Consider the following 17669-nt stretch of genomic DNA (forward strand, 5'->3'; position numbering starts at 1 on the left):
CACGGCCCGTGCGGTCCCGCGACCGCTCGTGGCCCGGGTTAGGGTCGGGGGCTCCCCGGCGGGGGCCACCGCACCCGCGACGGCAGTGCCCCCGTGCCGGTCAGCCGTGCCACGACCTCCACAGGGCGGCGTACGCGCCGTCCGCCTCGACCAGTTGGTCGTGGCTGCCCAGTTCGCTGATGCGGCCGTCCTCGACGACGGCGATGACGTCGGCGTCGTGGGCGGTGTGCAGACGGTGGGCGATGGCGATGACGGTGCGGCCGTCGAGGACGCGGGCGAGAGAGCGTTCCAGATGGCGGGCCGCACGAGGGTCGAGGAGGGAGGTCGCCTCGTCCAGGACCAGCGTGTGCGGGTCGGCGAGTACCAGCCGTGCCAGCGCGATCTGCTGGGCCTGCGCCGGCGTGAGCGCGAACCCGCCGGAGCCGACCTCGGTGTCCAGCCCCTCGTCCAGCGCCTGTGCCCAGGTGTCGGCGTCGACCGCGCCCAGAGCCGCCCACAGCTCGGCGTCCTGCGCACCCGTGCGGGCGAGGAGCAGGTTGTCGCGCAGGGAGCCGACGAACACATGGTGTTCCTGGTTGACCAGCGCCACATGGGAGCGGACGTCCTCGGCGGGCATCCGGGACAGCTCCGCGCCACCCAGGGTGATGCGGCCGTCGCGGGGTGCGTAGATCCCGGCGAGGAGCCTGCCCAGGGTCGACTTGCCCGCGCCGGAGGGACCGACGAGGGCGAGCCGGGTGCCGGGCGCGACCTCCAGGGACACCTTGCGCAGCACGTCGACGCCTTCGCGGTACCCGAAGCGCACCCGGTCGGCGTGGACATGGCGACCCTCGGGGGTCACGGCCGGGTCACCCGCGTCCGGTTCGATGTCCCGCACACCGACCAGGCGCGCCAGCGACACCTCGGCGACCTGCAGCTCGTCGTACCAGCGGAGGATCAGGTTGATCGGGTCGACGAGCATCTGGGCGATGAGCGCGCCCGTGGTCAGCTGGCCGAGCCCGATCCAGCCCTGCAGGACGAACACCCCGCCGATGATCAGGACCGAGCCGAGGACCGTGGTGTGCGTGAGGTTGATGACCGGGAAGAGCACCGACCGCAGCCACAGTGTGTACCGTTCCCAGGCGGTCCACTCCCGGACGCGTTGGTTCGACAGGTCGATGCGGCGCGTGCCGAGACGGTGGGCCTCGACCGTGCGGCCGGCGTCCACGGTCTCCGCGAGCACGGCGGCGACGGCGGCGTACCCGGCGGACTCCGAGCGGTAGGCGGAGGGGGCACGCTTGAAGTACCAGCGGCAGCCGAGCACCAGCAGCGGCATGGCCAGCAGTACGGCGAGGGCCAGTGGGGGTGCGGTCACGGCGAGCCCGCCGATGAGCAGGGCCACCCAGACCACGCCGATCGCCAGCTGGGGCACGGCTTCGCGCATGGCGTTGGCGAGCCGGTCGATGTCCGTGGTGATGCGGGAGAGGAGGTCACCCGTGCCGGCGCGTTCCAGGACGCCCGGGGGCAGTCCGACCGACCGTACGAGAAAGTCCTCGCGGAGGTCGGCCAGCATCCGCTCACCGAGCATGGCGCCGCGCAGACGCACCTCCCGTACGAAGACGGCCTGGACGACGAGGGCGACGACGAACACCGTCGCCGTGAACTCCAGATGGAGTTCACGCGTCCCGTCGGAGACGCGCTCGACGAGGGCGCCGAGCAGGTAGGGGCCCGCCATCGAGGCCACGACGGCGATCGTGTTGACGGTGATGAGCAGGACGAAGGCCCTGCGGTGCCGGCGGAACAGTTCGGCCACGTAGGCGCGTACGGTCGCGGGGGCGCCGACGGGCAGGGTGTTCGCCGTCGTCGGGGCGGACGGGTCGTAGGCCGGGGGCGCTACGCCGATCATGCGGTCTCCTCGATCTCTTCCAGTTCGTCCAGCACGTCGCTGAGGGCGGTCTTGCGGTCCGGCGGCCGACCCGCGAAGGCAGCCCTCTTGGCGGGCCCGGTAGCCGGTGCGGCCTTCCCGTCGGGCCTGCCGACGGAAGTGGCCTCCGCCTCCGGCCCGGCAGCCGTCGCGGCCTCCTTCGCCTCCGGCCCGTCTGCCGGCACGGCCTTCGGTTCCGCACCGCCGACCCTTGCGGCTTCCGCATCCGCCTCGCGGGCCATTGCCGCCTGCCTCTCGGGCCCGTCGGCCGGGGCGGTCTCCTCGTCGGTCTCGCGGGTGACGACGGCTCGGTATCGGGGTTCCTCGTGGATGAGGTCGCGGTGCAGGCCGACCGCCGTGACCTTGCCCTCGTGCACCAGGACGACGCGTTCGGCGAGGTCCAGGAGGAGAGGTGAGGAGGTGAGGACGACCGTTGTGCTGCCCGCCCGCAGCGACCGGATGCCGTCGGCCACCCGCGCCTCGGTGTGCGAGTCGACGGCCGAGGTCGGCTCGTCCAGGACCAGTACGCCCGGGTCCGTGATCAGGGACCGGGCCAGTGCGAGCCGCTGGCGCTGGCCGCCGGACAGGGACCGGCCGCGTTCGGTGATCCGTGCGTCCAGTGCGTCCTCGGCGCCGAGCGACCCCTGGATCAGGGCTTCCAGCACGTCACCGCACTGTGCGGCGGCCAGCGCATCCTCGGTGGTGACCTCGCCCGAGGCGGGGACGTCGAGGAGTTCTCGCAGCGTGCCGGAGAGCAGCACGGGGTCCTTGTCCTGGACGAGGACGGCCGTGCGGGCGGAGTCGAGGGGCAGCTCGTCGAGCGGTACGCCGTCGAGCAGCACGGAGGTGCCCTCCTCGGTGGCATGCCCGCCCAGCCGTTCCGCCAGTCGTCCGGCCGCGTCCGGGTCGCCGCACACCACTGCGGTGAGACACCCGGCGGGCGCGAGCAGCCCGGTCGCCGGGTCGTACAGGTCCCCGGTGGGCACGGCGGCCTCGCGGGACCCTTCCGTGTCCGTGGCCCGTTCCAGCGACAGCACTCCGGCGGCCCGTTTGGCGGACGGACGGGAGAAGGAGTACGCCATCGCGATCTCCTCGAAGTGGCGGAGCGGGTACGCCAGCAGCATGACCGCGCTGTACACGGTGACCAGTTCGCCGATAGTGATCCGTCCCTCGCGAGCGAGACCCACGCCGTGCCAGACGACCGCGATCATCAGCAGCCCCGGCAGCAGGACCTGGACGCCGGAGATGAGGGCCCACATACGGGCGCTGCGGACGGCGGCGTGGCGGACCTCCTGGGAGGCCCGGCGGTAGCGGTCGAGGAAGAGCTCCTCGCCGCCGATGCCGCGCAGGACGCGCAGGCCCGCGACGGTGTCGGAGGCCAGCTCGGTGGCGCGGCCCGCCTTCTCGCGCTGGAAGTCGGCACGCCGGGTCGCGCGAGGCAGCAGCGGCAGCACGGAGAGGGCGAGGACGGGGACACCGACGGCGACGATGATGCCGAGCGCGGGCTGGTAGACGACCAGGCCGACACAGATCAGCACCACGGTGAGGGCCGCCGCGGTGAACCGGGAGACGGCCTCGACGAACCAGCCGATCTTCTCGACGTCGCCCGTGGAGACCGCGACGATCTCACCGGCCGCCACCCGACGCGTCAGCGCCGAGCCGAGCTGGGCCGTCTTGCGGGCCAGCAACTGCTGGACGCGCGCGGCCGCGGTGATCCAGTTGGTGACCGCCGACCGGTGCAGGAAGGTGTCGCCCAACGCGATGGTGAACCCGCACAGCATCAGCAGCACACCCGCGAGGGCGAGCCGGGAGCCGGAGCGGTCGACCACGGCCTGGATGGCGAAGCCGACGCAGAACGGGAGTCCGGCCACGGAGGTGAAGTGCAACAACCCCCATGCCAGCGCCTTGAACTGTCCGCCGAGCTGATTCCGGCCGAGCCACCACAGGAATCGGGGACCCGAGCGTGCGTCCGGCACACCAGGGTCCTTGTACGGAAGGTCTTGAATCTGCATGACGTCCCAGAGGCTCGTGTCAGAGTGGGGGAGAAGTGGGGAGAAAAGGGGCGGCGAGGGTCGACGACCGGCCGTGAAAGGGTCGCGTCGCAGCGTGGTCGGAAGCAAACGGTTTTCCGGTGCCGGGCAAAGTTTCGGCCTGGACCACCCGTGCGAGGCCCGGCGGGCGGGACGGCGGGCGTATCCGTCCGCTGCGCGGTGCGACGATGGACCGTATGCGAATAGGCGGTACGAGGCGGGGACGAACCGGCGTGGTGAGCGATGTGGATGCGGGCTGTGCGAACAACGAGGGTGGGGCGAGGGGCACGGCTCGCGTCCGGCTCGCGGCGGTGGTCTGTGGTGCGCTGGTGATGTCCCTGGCGGCGTGCGGCGGTTCGGGCGGCACGAACGACGGAGCCAAGGCCGACACGGGCGCCACGAAGTCCGGGGACAGGACCGACCGTTCCGAGGCGCGAACCGAGGACCCGACCCGTATCCCGGACGTCGGCGACCGTCTCCAGAAGCAGATCCCCGCCGAATCCCGCCAGGTCGTGGCGGTTTACGGGGAGGGCGAGAACGACGCCGACGCCACGGTCGTGCTGTACACGAAGAGCGGATCCACCTGGAAGAAGACCCGCAGCTGGGAGGGGCACAACGGCAAGAAGGGCTGGACGGCCGACCATCGGGAGGGCGACCGGCGCAGCCCCGTGGGGGTGTTCACGCTCAGCGACGCGGGAGGCGTCCTCGCCGACCCGGGTGCCAAGCTCCCGTACAGCCGGTCGGCGTCGTTCCAGGCGCCGCACTACTGGGCCAAGTCGCACTGGCACGACTTCGACTATGTGATCGCCATCGACTACAACCGCGTCAAGGGCACTTCGCCGATCGACCCGACGCGCCCCGAGGGCCAGTCGAAGGGCGGCAGCATCTGGCTGCACATGGACCACGGCAGCGGCACCTCGGCCTGCGTCAGTCTGTCCAAGTCGGGCATGGAGTACCTGCTGCGTACCCTCGACCCGGACCGGCACCCGGTGATCGTCATGGGGGACAAGGCGGGGCTGAAGGCCTGACCCACCGGGCGCCGCCGCACGCTCGCCGGGCGCGTCCGCGCACTCTTGTGGCCGGAGATCTCATTGCGGCGGGGTGCCGACTCCCCGTAGAACTCCGGCCATGAGAAGTCGGATCATCATGTCCATGCTCACCGGAGCAGCCCTCCTGGCGGGCACCCTCCTAGGGGCCGCCCCAGCCCGATCCGCCGACGTCCCCGCAGAGTTCGGCACAGACTGGCACGACCCCATCACGGCAGCCCCCTCCGTCACCGGACCCGACCACGCCAAGTCGTGCGAAGTGACGGTCGCCGAGGCTCAGTTCAGGGACTTCACGCCGTACCGGGGGGCCTATGCGCCGCCGCGAGGCTGCGGCAAGAGGTGGAGCAAGGTCGTCCTGCGGCTCGACGGCAAGGTGAAGGGCCGCCAGTTCGACCGCCTCGGCCATCTGCGCATCGGCGGCGTCGAGGTGTTCCGGACGTCCACACCGCAGCCCTCGCCCGACGGGATCGAGTGGTCCGTGGAGAAGGACGTCACTCGCTACAGCGACACCCTGCGCACCGCGCAGCCGGTCGAGATGCTCATCGGCAACGTCGTCGACGACACGTACACCGGAATCCTCGACGTCAAGGTCACCCTGACCTTCTACGCGGGCAGGCCCGATGCGGAGACGGCGAAGATCGTCCCCGACCGCGTCCTCACCCTCCAGGACGGCAGCACCCTCACCGCCCCTCGCAACAGCGAGCGCGTCGTCGCCGAGGTGTATGCGACCGGGTCCGGCGGCGGCTGCGAGGAGTACTGGTATCTGACGGTTCCCGAGGGGGCGCCGTACTCCTGCAAGGCGGACGAGGGGCCGTACCGGGAGGTGCAGATCGCCGTGGACGGGCAACTGGCCGGAATCGCCGCCCCGTTCCCGAACGTCTGGACCGGTGGCTGGTCCAACCCCTTCCTCTGGTACGTCGTCCCCGGACCCCGCGCCCTCGACATCCAACCCCTCCGCTATGACCTGACCCCCTTCGCGGGCCTCCTCAACGACGGCCGCCCGCACCGGATCGAGGTCTCCGTCGTCGGCGTGCCCGAAGGGCGGACCGGCTGGAGCACCCCGGTCAACGTCCTCGTGTGGCAGGACGCGAAGAGAGCGCATGTCACCGGCGCCCTGACCAAGGTCCGGGCGGGCGACCTCGCGAACTCGTCCACATACACACCCGGCGCGGAGCACCGCCTCGACACCGAGGGCAACCACCGGCTGACCGTCGCCGGGTACGTGGACACCTCGCACGGCCGTGTGGCGACGACCGTGCGCCGGAGCCTCGCCAATACCTCCACGCACACGTGGTCGGACGGCGAGAACCCCGACGCGCTCGACGCGAGGTGGAGCGACGACGAGACGGTCACCGTCGACGGCAGCGGACCCGCCCGGACGACGCGCGTCAAGCGGTCGTACACGATGGACGGAACGACGACGCTCGGTGCGGGCGACCGGCTGCGGACCGTGCTCACGCTCGGCGACCGGGCGGCGGTCACGCAGACGCTCGGCGGGCGGCGCACGGCGTGGTCCCGGCTCGACGACACCTACACGGGTGACGCCACGTACACGGCGAACGTACCGCGTGACCAGCGCCATGCGGTCGGGACGACGAGTGAGCGCTACCGAGCGTACGGATCGGGCGGCTGCTACGACCGTTCGCTGGTCTCCGTACAGGGAGTGCTGACGGAGGACCGGATGGGCTGTTGACGCCGAATGCGTGCGATGTGACGTCTGTTCGATGATTTACATCGACGAAACGCGGCGGTCTTCCCCACGAGCGAGAACTCCCCGATAGTGATCGGCGCGGAAGCACTTTTCCGCATGCCAGAAATCCCCCTCGGAGGAGTGCCCGTGCCGCAGTCCGTACCGTCCCTGCCGCGACGCGTCGCACGCATGCTGCGTACCTCACTGTTCACACAAGTCGCAGTCGCGCTTGTGCTCGGCATCGTCGTCGGAAGGTTGTGGCCGGACACGGCCACGACCTTCCAGCCGCTCGGCGACGGTTTCATCCGCCTCATCAAGACGGTCATCTCGCCCCTGGTGTTCTGCGTGGTCGTCGTGGGCATCGCCAAGGCCGGCAATCTGAAGGCGTTCGGGCGGATCGGGCTCAAGGCCCTGATCTGGTTCGAGGTCGCGTCGACGGCCGCGCTGCTCATCGGTCTGGTCGCCGCCAACGTCGTCGGCCCCGGCTCGGGCATGAACGTCGACCCCTCGAAGCTCGACACCTCGGCGGTCGACGCGAAGACCGCCGGCGGCGAGCTGCCGACGACCGGCGAGTTCATCCTGAACGCGCTGCCGCAGAGCGCGATCGGCGCGTTCGCCGAGAACTCGCTGCTCCAGGTGCTCGTGCTCGCCTGCCTCGTCGGCGCCGCGCTGCTGCATCTCGGCCACACCAAGGTGCCCAAGATCCTGCCCGCCATCGAGCAGGCCCAGGAGGTCATCTTCGCGATCGTCGGCTTCGTCATGAAGCTGGCCCCGCTCGCCGTGTTCGGCGCGATGGTCCACCTGGTGGGCGAGTACGGCCTCGGCGTGATGAAGACCTACGCCAAACTGATCATCCTCTGCTACGCCGTGGCCCTCGTCTTCCTCGTGCTGCTCAGTGTCGCGCTGAAGCTGGTGACCGGGCTGAGTCTGTGGAAATTCGTCCGCTACACCCGCGCGGAGATGCTGCTCGCGCTGGGCACCGCCTCCAGCGAGAGCGTCATGCCGCGCATGATGCAGAAGCTGAGGCAGGCGGGCGCCCGTGACGACGCCGTGGGTCTCGTGCTGCCCACCGGCTACTCCTTCAACCTCGACGGCGCGTCCATCTACCTCTCCATCGGCACGCTGTTCATCGCGCAGGCCGTGGGTGTGGACCTCAGCCTCAGCCAGCAGATCACCGTCATCCTGGTCCTGATGCTGACCAGTAAGGGCATGGCCGGCATTCCCGGTTCGGCCTTCCTCGCCCTGTCGGCGACCGCGTCCTCGCTCGGCGCCATCCCGGCCGGAGCCGTCGCCCTCCTTCTCGGCGTCGACCGCATCATGGACTCGATGCGCGTCGTCACCAACCTCCTCGGCAACTGCGTCGCCGTCTTCGCGGTGTCGAAGTGGGAGGGCGCACTGGACACCGAACGGGCGAAGAAGATGCTCGACGGGGAGATCCAGTTCGTGGAGGAGGACGAGCCCGCCGAAGACGGGGACCGACCTGCCGAGACCCCCGTCACGACTGCCGAGACCCCTGCGAAGACTGCCGAGACACCCGCGAAGGCGGAGGTACCCGCGCTTTCCAAGGTCGAGGCGAAGGAACCCGCACCCGAAGTGAGTTGACCACTCCTTCTCCGACCTCGCCCATGGCGAAGGGCCCGGCGCAGCACTCTGCGCCGGGCCCTTCGCTCACGCCGGCTCAGCAGCCGCCGCTCAGCAACTCCGCTCCGCCGCCGGCGCTCCGTCGATCAGTGTGTCGAGCAGCCCCCCGAGCACCCCCCGCTGGTCGTCGAGCAGTGGCGCCAGAATCTCCTCCGCCGCCGCACGTCGCGCATGGTGCAGCTCCCGCAGTACCTTGCGGCCCTCGTCCGTGACCTCTATCCGGATCACCCGCCGGTTGGTGGGATCGGGCACCCGGCGCACCCGGCCACTCTCCTCCAGCGCGTCGACCAGGGTCGTCACGGCCCGGGGCACGACCTCCAGCCGCGCCGCCAGATCGGCCATGCGCGGCGGCGTGTCGTAGTGCGCGAGGGTGCGCAGGAGCCGGGACTGCGCCGGGGTGATCTCCAACCCGCTCTGCTGGAGGTGGCGCTTCTGGATGCGGTGCACACGGCGGGTGAGCCGCAGCAACTGTTCGGCGAGCAGTCCGTCGGCGTCGGGGGTGGTCATACGGGAACAATATCAGGACCATGTTCATTGTGAGCATAGGTAACAATGAGCTAAGCTCCGGAAATCCGTGCCAAGGCAGCCATCCCATCCGCCTCACCTCCCGTAGGAGCCCATGCATCCCGAACACGAACCCACCCGGGGCCCGTCCGGCAAGTCGCAGGAACAGCCCCGACAGGTACGCCGCATCCTGAAACTCTTCCGCCCCTATCGCGGCCGGCTCGCCGTCGTCGGCCTGCTCGTCGGCGCCGCGTCGCTCGCGTCGGTCGCCACGCCCTTCCTCCTCAAGGAGATACTCGACACCGCGATCCCCGAGCGTCGCACCGGTCTGCTGAGCCTGCTCGCGCTCGGCATGATCCTGAGTGCGGTGCTCACCAGCATCTTCGGTGTCCTGCAGGCGCTGATCTCCACGACCGTCGGCCAGCGCGTCATGCACGATCTGCGCACCGCCGTCTACGGCCGGCTGCAGCGCATGTCGCTCGCCTTCTTCACCCGCACCCGCACCGGCGAGGTCCAGTCCCGCATCGCCAACGACATCGGCGGCATGCAGGCGACCGTCACCTCCACGGCCACCTCCCTGGTCTCCAACACCACCAGCGTGGTCGCCACGGTCGTCGCCATGGTCGCCCTGGACTGGCGGCTCACCGTGGTCACCCTGCTCCTGCTGCCGCTGTTCGTGTGGATAAGCCGCCGGGTCGGCAACGAGCGCAAGAAGATCACCACCCAGCGCCAGAACCAGATGGCGGCCATGGCCGCGACGGTCACCGAGTCGCTGTCCGTCAGCGGCATCCTGCTCGGCCGCACGATGGGTCGCGCCGACTCGCTCACCAAGTCCTTCGCCGAGGAGTCCGAGCGGCTCGTCGATCTGGAGGTCAGGGTCAACATGGCCGGGCGCTGGCGCATGGCCGTCATCACCGTGGTCATGGCCGCCATGCCCGCCGTCATCTACTGGACCGCAGGCATCGCGCTCCAGCTCGGCGGCCCGTCCGTCTCGGTCGGTACGCTCGTGGCCTTCGTCTCGCTCCAGCAGAACCTGTTCCGGCCGACCGTGAGCCTGTTGTCCACCGGCGTCCAGATCCAGGCCTCGCTCGCCCTCTTCCAGCGCATCTTCGAGTACCTCGACCTGCCCATCGACATCACCGAACCCGAGCGCCCGGTCCACCTCGACCAGGTCAAGGGCGAGGTCCGCTTCGAGAACGTCGAGTTCCGCTACGACGGCGAAGGTCGCGGCAGCCCCGGCAGCCCCGGCGGCGATGCCAAGGCGCGCCCGATCCTCGACGGCATCGACCTCACCGTCCCGGCCGGCGGCAGCCTCGCCGTCGTCGGGCCGACCGGCGCCGGCAAGTCCACGCTCGGTTGTCTGGTGCCGAGGCTGTACGACGTCACGGGCGGCCGGGTCACCCTCGACGGGGTCGACGTACGCGACCTGGACTTCGACACGCTGGCCCGCGGCATCGGCGTCGTCTCCCAGGAGACCTACCTCTTCCACGCCTCGGTCGCCGACAACCTGCGCTTCGCCAAGCCGGACGCCACCGACGAGGAGCTCCACGCGGCGGCGCGGGCGGCCCAGATCCACGACCACATCGCGGCCCTGCCCGACGGCTACGGCACGGTCGTCGGCGAACGCGGCCACCGCTTCTCCGGAGGTGAGAAGCAGCGCCTGGCCATCGCCCGCACCATCCTGCGCGACCCGCCCGTCCTGATCCTCGACGAGGCGACCAGCGCCCTCGACACCCGTACCGAGCACGCGGTGCAGCAGGCCATCGACGCGCTGTCCGCCAACCGCACCACCGTCACCATCGCCCACCGGCTCTCCACCGTCCGGGAAGCCGACCAGATCGTCGTACTGGACTCCGGTCGTGCGGTGGAACGCGGTACGCACGAGGAACTGCTGGAGCGCGACGGGCGGTACGCGGCTCTCGTGCGGCGGGACGCGCGGCTGGCTCCGGGCCGCGAGGTGATCGAGGCGCCGAAACTGGAACCGACAAGATGAAGATATGCCGGGTTTGAGGTGATATGCGGGTTACCGTGCCCGCATGCAGATGAACACTCCGCCACGGAGCACGATTCGACTGACGCGCAGGGGCCGGGCCGCCCTCATCGCGACCGGAGCCGTCGTGGCGGCCACCGCCGTGGCGGTGCCGCTGCTGAGCGTTCAGACCGGTGGCGGCGCGGCCGAGCACCCGACGTCACTGGTGATCCCGGAGGGCTGGCGCTCCGGACAGGTCTACGCAGCCGTCGACAAGGCCCTCGCCCTGCCCGCCGGATCCACCAAGAAATCCCTGGCCAAGGCCAAATTGAAGCTCCCGGCCGATGCCGAGGGCAACCCGGAGGGCTACCTCTTCCCGGCGACGTATCCCCTGCGGGAGAAGTCGACTCCCGAGTCCCTGCTGTCGTTCATGGTCGAGACCGCGCACAAGAAGTTCAACGGCGGTCACGTCACGGCCGGGGCCCAGCGCAACGCGATGAACGTCTACCAGGCGGTCACCATCGCGAGCATCGTCCAGGCCGAGGCGGCCGCCGAGAAGGACATGGGCCGCGTCGCCCGGGTCGTCTTCAACCGCCTGGAGCGCGGCATGCCGCTGCAGATGGACTCCACCATCAACTACGCGCTGAACCGCTCCACGCTGGACACCACCGCCGACGACACGAAGATCGACAGCCCCTACAACTCGTACCGGCGCATGGGCCTGCCGCCCACGCCGATCGCCAACCCGGGCGAGGCGGCGATGCGCGCCGCGGTCAATCCCACGTCGGGCGACTGGCTGTACTTCGTGACGGTCAAGCCCGGCGACACCCGCTTCACGGCGAACTACCAGGAACACCTGCGCAATGTCGCCGAGTTCAACCAGAACCGGAAGAAGCCGTCACCGACCGCCGAGGCGAGCACCCCGCCCCCCTCGCAGGCGGCTCGCTGAGTCTGCCGAGGCGGCTCGGGACGTCAGACGGCGGCGACCGGTTCGTTCGCCAGCAGTCGCCTGATGTCCCGTACCGCCGCGCGGCCGGCGCGGTTGGCGCCGATGGTGCTCGCCGAGGGGCCGTAGCCGACCAGATGGACCCGTGGGTCGGCGAGCGCGCGGGTGCCGTCGACCCGGATGCCGCCGCCGGGCTCGCGCAGCCGTAGCGGCGCCAGATGGTCGACGGCGGGGCGGAAGCCGGTCGCCCAGAGGACGACGTCGGCGTCCACGTGGCGGCCGTCGTCCCACTCCACTCCGTCGGCCGTGATCCGGTCGAACATCGGCAGCCGGTCCAGCACGCCGTCGGCGAGGCCCTGCCGGATCGCGTCGTTGAGCGGCAGTCCCGTCACCGACACGACGCTCTTCGGCGGCAGACCCTGCCGTACCCGCTCCTCCACCAGGGCGACGGCCGCCCGCCCCGCGCCCTCGTCGAACGGCCCCTCGCGGAAGACGGGCGGACGCCTCGTCACCCATGTCGTCGCGGCGGCGTACGGGGCGATCTCCAGCAGGTGCTGCGTCCCGGACGCACCCCCGCCCACCACGACCACCCGCAGCCCCGCGAACTCCTCGGGCCCCGGGTACTGGGCGGTGTGCAACTGCCGTCCCCGGAACGTCTCCTGACCGGGATAGCGCGGCCAGAACGGCCGGTCCCAGGTGCCCGTCGCGTTGATCAGCGCGCGCGTCGACCAGGTACCGTCCGAGGCCTCCACCAGCAGGCGCCCGCCCTCGCCCTCCCGCACCGCGCGGACGTCCACCGGACGCCGTACCCGCAGGTCGAAGGTGTGTTCGTACGAGTCGAAGTACTCCCTGACGACCTCGGCGGACGGCCGTGCCGGATCGGCCCCCGTCAGTTCCATACCCGGCAGCGCGTGCATCCCGTGCACCTTGCCGTACGTCAGCGACGGCCAGCGGAACTGCCATGCGCCTCCCGGGCCGGGGGAGTGGTCCAGCACCACGAAATCGCGCTCCGGCTCGAAACCGGTCCGGCGAAGGTGGTAGGCGCCGGCCAGACCTGCCTGGCCGGCGCCGATGACGACTACCTCGACCTCGCGCGTGTTGTTCACGCTTCTACCAACCGTGAAGGGGGTGCGGATCTTCCCACAGCCCGTACGCCGTCGGTTCCGGGATCGCGCCCGCCCCGAACGGGTACGCCCCTCCAGGCGCGGTCAGCCGGACAGCCGGTCAGCCGGTCAGCCGGTCAGCCGGTCAGCCGGTCAGCCGGACAGCCGGACAGCCGGACAGCCGGACAGCACGACAGGCTCGACACCCGGTGCGTGGCACTCCTCGATCGGGTGTGGGAGCTCGGCACGGCCGCCGGCGAGCGCGATGTCGGCGCCACCTCGGGCGAGACCGACCCCCGCCCGGGAGGGGATCGGGGTGCATCTGCGGTCCGTCCCGGGAGCCGCCGTGCAGGGCGAGCGTCCGCCGCCGGTCACCGGTGCACTCACGTGCACGCGGGTGAACGCGGATGTATTCCGGCGGCTTCGGCAGTGGTGTCGACGCCCAGTCGTTCGAGGAGTTGTCCGCGCAGCTCGGCGAACCGGGGGTCGGTGAGGTCGCGGGGCCGGTCCAGGTCGACCGGTGTCTCGTACGCGATGACACCGTCGTCCATCACGAGGACGCGGTCGGCGAGCAGCACCGCCTCCTCGACGTCGTGCGTGACGAGGAGCACCGCGCAGCCGCGCCGCTGCCACAACTCGCCCACCAGGCGATGTGCCTTGATCCGGGTGAGCGCGTCGAGGGAACCGAACGGCTCGTCGAGCAGCAGCAGATCGGGTTCACGGGCCAACACTCCTGTCAGAGAAGCGCGTTGGGCCTCTCCGCCGGAGAGCGTCCTGGGCCGGGCGCCGGAGCGATGCTCCAGGCCGACCTGCGCGAGCGCCTGCTCGGCGAGGGAGCGTTCGGTCCTGCCCGGCAGACCGCGCAGGACCTTCCACCACACCCTCTTCCACGGCATCAACCTCGGTGTCCGGTACGCGAAGGCCCTGCGGCGTGGCACCAGGACGGTTCCCTCGATGTCGCGGTCGAGCCCGGCGAGGATGCGCAGCAGAGTGGACTTGCCGCAGCCGCTGCGGCCGAGCAGGGCCACGAACTCGCCCGGCCGGACGTCGAGTCGGAGATCGTCGAGGACGGCACGGCCGTCGAAGGTGCGGGTGAGACCCTCGACGTGCACGGCGTGGAGCGCGGAAGCGGTAGAGGTGAGGGCGGGGGTGGTCGCGGGGGCCGGGTGAGCCTTCGTCTTGGTCACCGGCCGGTGAACGTCGGTCGCCATTGCGGCAGCAGCCTTTCGAGGGAGCGGACGATGAAGTCGGCGAGCGGGCCGAGGAAGGCGTGGACGATGAGGCAGACCACGATCACGTGGGTCAGCGGGAAGTCCCGAGCCTGCGGAAGGGACCCGGAGGGGTGCGCCGCAGCCGACGGGGGCACGGGTGAGGCGGGCGGAGCCGGGGACGATGGATTCGAGGGCGAGTCGGGGGTCCGGGTCCAGTTCGGCATCGAGTCGCAGGGAACCGGAAGAGCCGGGACCGGGGGAGCCGGGACTGCCGGAAGAGCCGGGACCGGGGAGCCGTTGTGGGTATCGGCTGTGTCCGGAGCATCCGCCTGATCGGAATAGGGCGGGGCATGACTGACGCTCATGGGAGCTCCACGGGGGAGAACGCCGGTGGGGGCGACCGTGTGGTGCCACCGCGTCGGACACCGGTCGACGGATCGCTCGGTGGACCCGGCTGGTCAGGCGTGCGGACGGGGCAGCGCGCAGGCCGAGGAGAAAGGGAGGCGAAGGGGCGTCAGCAGCCGCGACGACACGCGGCGGAGGCCACCCGCAGGAGGTCGATGTGACCGCGCGAAGTGAGCAGGGCTGAACGCGACATACGGCGAAACTAGCCAGCCGGTCCGCACACGGTCAATGGCGTCTCGCGAAGTGGATGCCAGGTATCACCAGGTGAGCGCTGTCGGCGCGGGCGGTCGTTCCCGCACGGCGCCTGCGGGGTGCGCGAGGATGAAGTCATGTCCGATGTCTTCACCACCCGAGTCCTGAACATCGCCTCCGGCTCCCGCGAACGGGTCGTCGACCTGACCCACGACTGCGAGACGTTCCTCCGCGAGGCTGCGGCCGGCCGGGACGGTCTCCTCAACGTCTTCGTCCCGCATGCCACGGCCGGCATCGCGGTCATCGAAACGGGCGCCGGCAGCGACGACGACCTCCTCGCCGCCCTCCGTACCCTCCTTCCCGCCGACGACCGCTGGCAACACCGCCACGGCACCCCCGGCCACGGCCGCGACCACGTCCTCCCCGCCCTCGTCCCACCCCACGCCACCCTGCCGGTCATCGCCGGGAGGCTGGAACTGGGGACGTGGCAGTCCGTGTGCCTGGTGGACACGAACACGAGCAACACGGACCGTCTGGTCCGGTTGAGCTTCCTCGGTTGAGTGTCCTGGTGGGGCTGTGGGAGCAAAGTCCGGCCGCGCCGAAAAAATGAGGGTGGCGTACCACCATGTGGTGTAGCGGATCAAGGCGCCGGAATCCGCAGGTCATCGCCGCATCGCCGCATCGCCGCATCGCCGCATCGGCGCGGTCCGGGGCCATGCATGGCGCTGAGACAGGTCAGCCGCTGCGCGACCCGGGAGCCGTGTCCCATGGAGTGGCCGACGCGCGCCTTACCGGAACGCGTCGAGCAAGGTCGCTCACACCACGAAGCGGGACACGACCTGTCGTTCGCGTCGGACTCGTCGGGTGCGCCCGGCTCCGGAGCCTGGACGTCACTGTCGCCGGTGTCAACTGACCCGCGGTCCAGGACCGCTCCCGCCCTCCAACGCGTCGCACGGACCCGGTTGGAGGGCGCAGGTCTGCGCGGCTGCGATGCCGCTATCCCGTCCATCCGGTCCACCGCACGGAGGCGTCGGTCGGGCAGCGTGTCGCCCGGTGGGCCGGTGCGGTCGTGGCCCGTCCCGCCCGCAGTACTGCCAGTACCGTGTCGTCCCGGTCCGCGCCGCCCCCGGTCCAGGGTGCGCCCGGTGCGCCGAATTCGTGTCCCAGCGGCTGGGCGGCGTATCCGGCCTCGGTCAGCGCGAGCCACACCCGCATCAGCGCCACACCCGCGTCGAGCCGGTCGGTGACCGTCCGCCGGGGGCCCCGCAGGACCAGTACGGCTCCGCAGTTGCGCAGTCTCCGGGCCCGGAGCCGGGCCGTCACCATGGCGGGCGGCGCCATCCGGCTCCCGAGGACGCGGCCCACGGCGCGGGCCGCTCCCGAGACACCGAGCAGATCACCCGGGTCGCCGAACGAGCGTCGGCCGTCCTCGGTCCGCGCCCGTTCCCTCAGCCACTCCCACAGCTCACCGTCGTCCGAGCGGCTGTCCTCCGCCGCGTCGAGTTCACCGCGAGCGAGCCGGCCCAGGGCCGTGGTTCCGGCGACTGTTTCCAGGGTGAGGTTCCGCTCGGTACACGTCAGTTCGATCCGCTTCAGGGTGGTCCCGTCGAGCGGTGTCCGCAGCAGATCGTCCCGGTGGGTGCTGCGCAGGCCGAGGGCGCCCTGCCGGGCGAGCACGTCGTCGCGCAGCCGGTCGCAGTGGAACCGGCCCGCGTACCGGTCCGCGTCACCCGGATCGGCGGCACGGGCCTCCCACTCCCCGTGTGCGAGGTAGGACATCGCCCCCAGCGCGCAGCCGAGGCTCTCCGCCCAGCCCAGCACGTCAGGTGCGGCGGAGGGCCAGCGCCCGGAATCGGGCGCCAGCCGCACCGTACGCCCGTCGACCGGCTCGAAGCGCCAGGGCTGGGCGTTGTAGGCCGACGGTGCGAGCCGCGCGCCCCGCAGCACGATGGCGAGTCGTTCGGGGAGCGGACGCCCGGGCGGTGTCGTGGACGCGGTCGGATTCGCTCGGATTCGCTCGGATGCCGGAGCCGCCGCCCGGGAGGTCTTCCGGGATGTCGTCCGGACCGCTCGCAGGGTCCGCGCGAGCTCCAGCGGCATACGGGCCCGGTGGGCGAGCGCCGCCGCCCGGGGCATGGTCGCGGCGTGCAGGTCCACGGTGACGACGTGCCGCGTCCTGCGGTTCATCAACAGGTCCAGTACCACTCTGCTGCCCAACGCGCCCATGCCGAGCACGCAGTAGGAGATCTGCGGCCAGGTGCCGCCGTTGGACAGCCGGTCGGTCATGACCGGGAGATAGTCGCTGGGGAAATGAGTCCTGCCGAACCACCGTACGGAGTCCCAGACGCGGCTCTCCCGGTGGGCCTCGGCGGTGGCGGTGCCGTAGAAGGGCACGGGACGGCGACGGTAGTCGAAGACATACACGGCCGGTTTCCCGCCGAAGTCCGCGCCCGCGACGACGGGGATGCCACGCCGCGCGGCCCGCTCGTGGAGCTGGTACTTGACCCACGCGGACATCTGCGGGTCGATGGCGTCGAAGGCGACATGGACACCGTCCAGTGCCTCGTCCAGGTTCTCCAGCGTCAGCCCCTCCGGGCAGACGGTCACCTCGGCGGACGGACTGATGGCCCGCACCCGCCGGGCCAGCACCTCGGGCTTCGGCAGGCCCGCGTCGGCGAGCACACAGGCCTGTCGGTTCAGGTTCGTGACGTCGAAGTGATCCGGGTCGGCGAGCCGGAAGCGCATCACGCCGAGCCGTGCCAGCGGTTCCACCACCGCACCGCCGACACTGCCGCAGCCGGCCACGAGCACGGTCGCCGCGCGCAGCGCCGCCTGCTCACGCTCGTTGACGATGCCGAGGTTACGGGTCACCGCCTCGGTCCCGGTCACCGCCACGGCGATGTCCGACAGGTCCGGGTCATGGGCACTCGTGTCGTGGCTGTTCGTGTCGTGGGGGTCCGTGTCATGCGTCATGGCGGAACCCTCCCTCCGTACGCCGGTCGCGGACTGTTCTGGTCGGGTGCCCCTGGAGG

General features: G+C 70.9%; 13 protein-coding genes and 1 pseudogene. 6 read left to right on the forward strand and 8 right to left on the reverse strand.

Annotated features, from left to right (window positions below):
- Positions 1 to 100: 100 nt before the first annotated feature.
- The gene (locus AWZ10_RS39055; protein WP_060893402.1) at positions 101 to 1882 is read right to left on the reverse strand and encodes an ABC transporter ATP-binding protein; all 1782 of its coding nucleotides are present in this window, start codon (positions 1880 to 1882) and stop codon (positions 101 to 103) included.
- A complete protein-coding gene (locus AWZ10_RS39060) occupies positions 1879 to 3912 on the reverse strand; it encodes an ABC transporter ATP-binding protein (RefSeq protein ID WP_060893403.1) in 2034 nt (677 codons plus the stop codon). The genes AWZ10_RS39055 and AWZ10_RS39060 overlap by 4 nt, the downstream gene beginning before the upstream one ends.
- Positions 3913 to 4262: 350 nt before the next feature.
- Between AWZ10_RS39060 and AWZ10_RS39065 the strand changes: the two genes are divergently transcribed.
- The 3 genes from AWZ10_RS39065 to AWZ10_RS39075 all read left to right on the forward strand — a co-directional run bounded on the left by AWZ10_RS39065 (position 4263) and on the right by AWZ10_RS39075 (position 8268).
- Positions 4263 to 4958 (forward strand): hypothetical protein, encoded by a 696-nt coding sequence (locus tag AWZ10_RS39065; protein WP_205576261.1) that lies wholly within the window; start codon positions 4263 to 4265, stop codon positions 4956 to 4958.
- Between the two features lie 100 nt (positions 4959 to 5058).
- Positions 5059 to 6669, forward strand: coding sequence for a peptide-N4-asparagine amidase (locus AWZ10_RS39070; RefSeq protein WP_060893404.1), 1611 nt, complete (start codon positions 5059 to 5061; stop codon positions 6667 to 6669).
- Positions 6670 to 6813: 144 nt separating this feature from the next.
- Positions 6814 to 8268, forward strand: coding sequence for a cation:dicarboxylate symporter family transporter (locus AWZ10_RS39075; protein WP_060893405.1), 1455 nt, complete (start codon positions 6814 to 6816; stop codon positions 8266 to 8268).
- Positions 8269 to 8358: 90 nt separating this feature from the next.
- Here AWZ10_RS39075 and AWZ10_RS39080 read toward each other — a convergent pair whose 3' ends face one another.
- Positions 8359 to 8814, reverse strand: a complete 456-nt coding sequence (locus AWZ10_RS39080; RefSeq protein WP_060893406.1) for a MarR family winged helix-turn-helix transcriptional regulator — start codon at positions 8812 to 8814, stop codon at positions 8359 to 8361.
- Positions 8815 to 8926: 112 nt separating this feature from the next.
- On the opposite strand from AWZ10_RS39080, the gene AWZ10_RS39085 reads away from it, so the two are divergent.
- Complete coding sequence (locus tag AWZ10_RS39085) at positions 8927 to 10804, forward strand: ABC transporter ATP-binding protein (RefSeq protein ID WP_060893407.1); 1878 nt, start codon at positions 8927 to 8929, stop codon at positions 10802 to 10804.
- A gap of 43 nt (positions 10805 to 10847) precedes the next feature.
- Positions 10848 to 11729: an endolytic transglycosylase MltG gene (gene mltG / locus AWZ10_RS39090; protein ID WP_060893408.1), complete on the forward strand. Its 882-nt coding sequence runs from the start codon at positions 10848 to 10850 to the stop codon at positions 11727 to 11729.
- Positions 11730 to 11752: 23 nt separating this feature from the next.
- On the opposite strand, the gene AWZ10_RS39095 is transcribed toward mltG, so the two are convergent.
- The 4 genes and pseudogenes from AWZ10_RS39095 to AWZ10_RS55575 form a co-directional block, all read right to left on the reverse strand.
- Positions 11753 to 12832 carry an NAD(P)-binding domain-containing protein gene (locus AWZ10_RS39095; RefSeq protein ID WP_060893409.1) on the reverse strand — a complete coding sequence of 360 codons (1080 nt, stop codon included), beginning with the start codon at positions 12830 to 12832 and terminating at the stop codon, positions 11753 to 11755.
- A 380-nt stretch (positions 12833 to 13212) separates the two neighbouring features.
- Entirely contained in the window at positions 13213 to 14040 is an 828-nt protein-coding gene (locus tag AWZ10_RS39105; RefSeq protein WP_079104624.1) for an ABC transporter ATP-binding protein, read from the reverse strand.
- Positions 14013 to 14153, reverse strand: a pseudogene (locus tag AWZ10_RS39110) (ABC transporter permease); the annotation flags it as partial. The pseudogene AWZ10_RS39110 and the gene AWZ10_RS39105, both read right to left, overlap by 28 nt.
- 401 nt (positions 14154 to 14554) lie before the next feature.
- Entirely contained in the window at positions 14555 to 14638 is an 84-nt protein-coding gene (locus AWZ10_RS55575; protein WP_319053403.1) for a putative leader peptide, read from the reverse strand.
- Between the two features lie 136 nt (positions 14639 to 14774).
- On the opposite strand from AWZ10_RS55575, the gene AWZ10_RS39115 reads away from it, so the two are divergent.
- The gene (locus tag AWZ10_RS39115; protein WP_060893412.1) at positions 14775 to 15197 is read left to right on the forward strand and encodes a secondary thiamine-phosphate synthase enzyme YjbQ; all 423 of its coding nucleotides are present in this window, start codon (positions 14775 to 14777) and stop codon (positions 15195 to 15197) included.
- 436 nt (positions 15198 to 15633) lie between these two features.
- Here the strand turns inward: AWZ10_RS39115 and AWZ10_RS39120 are convergent, their stop codons facing one another.
- A complete protein-coding gene (locus tag AWZ10_RS39120) occupies positions 15634 to 17610 on the reverse strand; it encodes a ThiF family adenylyltransferase (RefSeq protein WP_079104625.1) in 1977 nt (658 codons plus the stop codon).
- Positions 17611 to 17669: the final 59 nt, after the last annotated feature.

The organism is Streptomyces europaeiscabiei, from assembly GCF_001550375.1.
GTDB classification, from domain to species: Bacteria; Actinomycetota; Actinomycetes; order Streptomycetales; family Streptomycetaceae; genus Streptomyces; species Streptomyces europaeiscabiei.

What these genes read in the sequence shown, in the direction of transcription:
- AWZ10_RS39055 (WP_060893402.1), bottom strand. Translation starts at nt 1,882, where the DNA reads ATGATCGGCGTAGCGCCCCCGGCCTACGACCCGTCCGCCCCGACGACG.
- AWZ10_RS39060 (WP_060893403.1), bottom strand. Translation starts at nt 3,912, where the DNA reads ATGCAGATTCAAGACCTTCCGTACAAGGACCCTGGTGTGCCGGACGCA.
- AWZ10_RS39065 (WP_205576261.1), top strand. Translation starts at nt 4,263, where the DNA reads ATGTCCCTGGCGGCGTGCGGCGGTTCGGGCGGCACGAACGACGGAGCC.
- AWZ10_RS39070 (WP_060893404.1), top strand. Translation starts at nt 5,059, where the DNA reads ATGAGAAGTCGGATCATCATGTCCATGCTCACCGGAGCAGCCCTCCTG.
- AWZ10_RS39080 (WP_060893406.1), bottom strand. Translation starts at nt 8,814, where the DNA reads ATGACCACCCCCGACGCCGACGGACTGCTCGCCGAACAGTTGCTGCGG.
- AWZ10_RS39085 (WP_060893407.1), top strand. Translation starts at nt 8,927, where the DNA reads ATGCATCCCGAACACGAACCCACCCGGGGCCCGTCCGGCAAGTCGCAG.
- mltG (WP_060893408.1), top strand. Translation starts at nt 10,848, where the DNA reads ATGCAGATGAACACTCCGCCACGGAGCACGATTCGACTGACGCGCAGG.
- AWZ10_RS39105 (WP_079104624.1), bottom strand. Translation starts at nt 14,040, where the DNA reads ATGGCGACCGACGTTCACCGGCCGGTGACCAAGACGAAGGCTCACCCG.
- AWZ10_RS55575 (WP_319053403.1), bottom strand. Translation starts at nt 14,638, where the DNA reads ATGTCGCGTTCAGCCCTGCTCACTTCGCGCGGTCACATCGACCTCCTG.
- AWZ10_RS39115 (WP_060893412.1), top strand. Translation starts at nt 14,775, where the DNA reads ATGTCCGATGTCTTCACCACCCGAGTCCTGAACATCGCCTCCGGCTCC.
- AWZ10_RS39120 (WP_079104625.1), bottom strand. Translation starts at nt 17,610, where the DNA reads ATGACGCATGACACGGACCCCCACGACACGAACAGCCACGACACGAGT.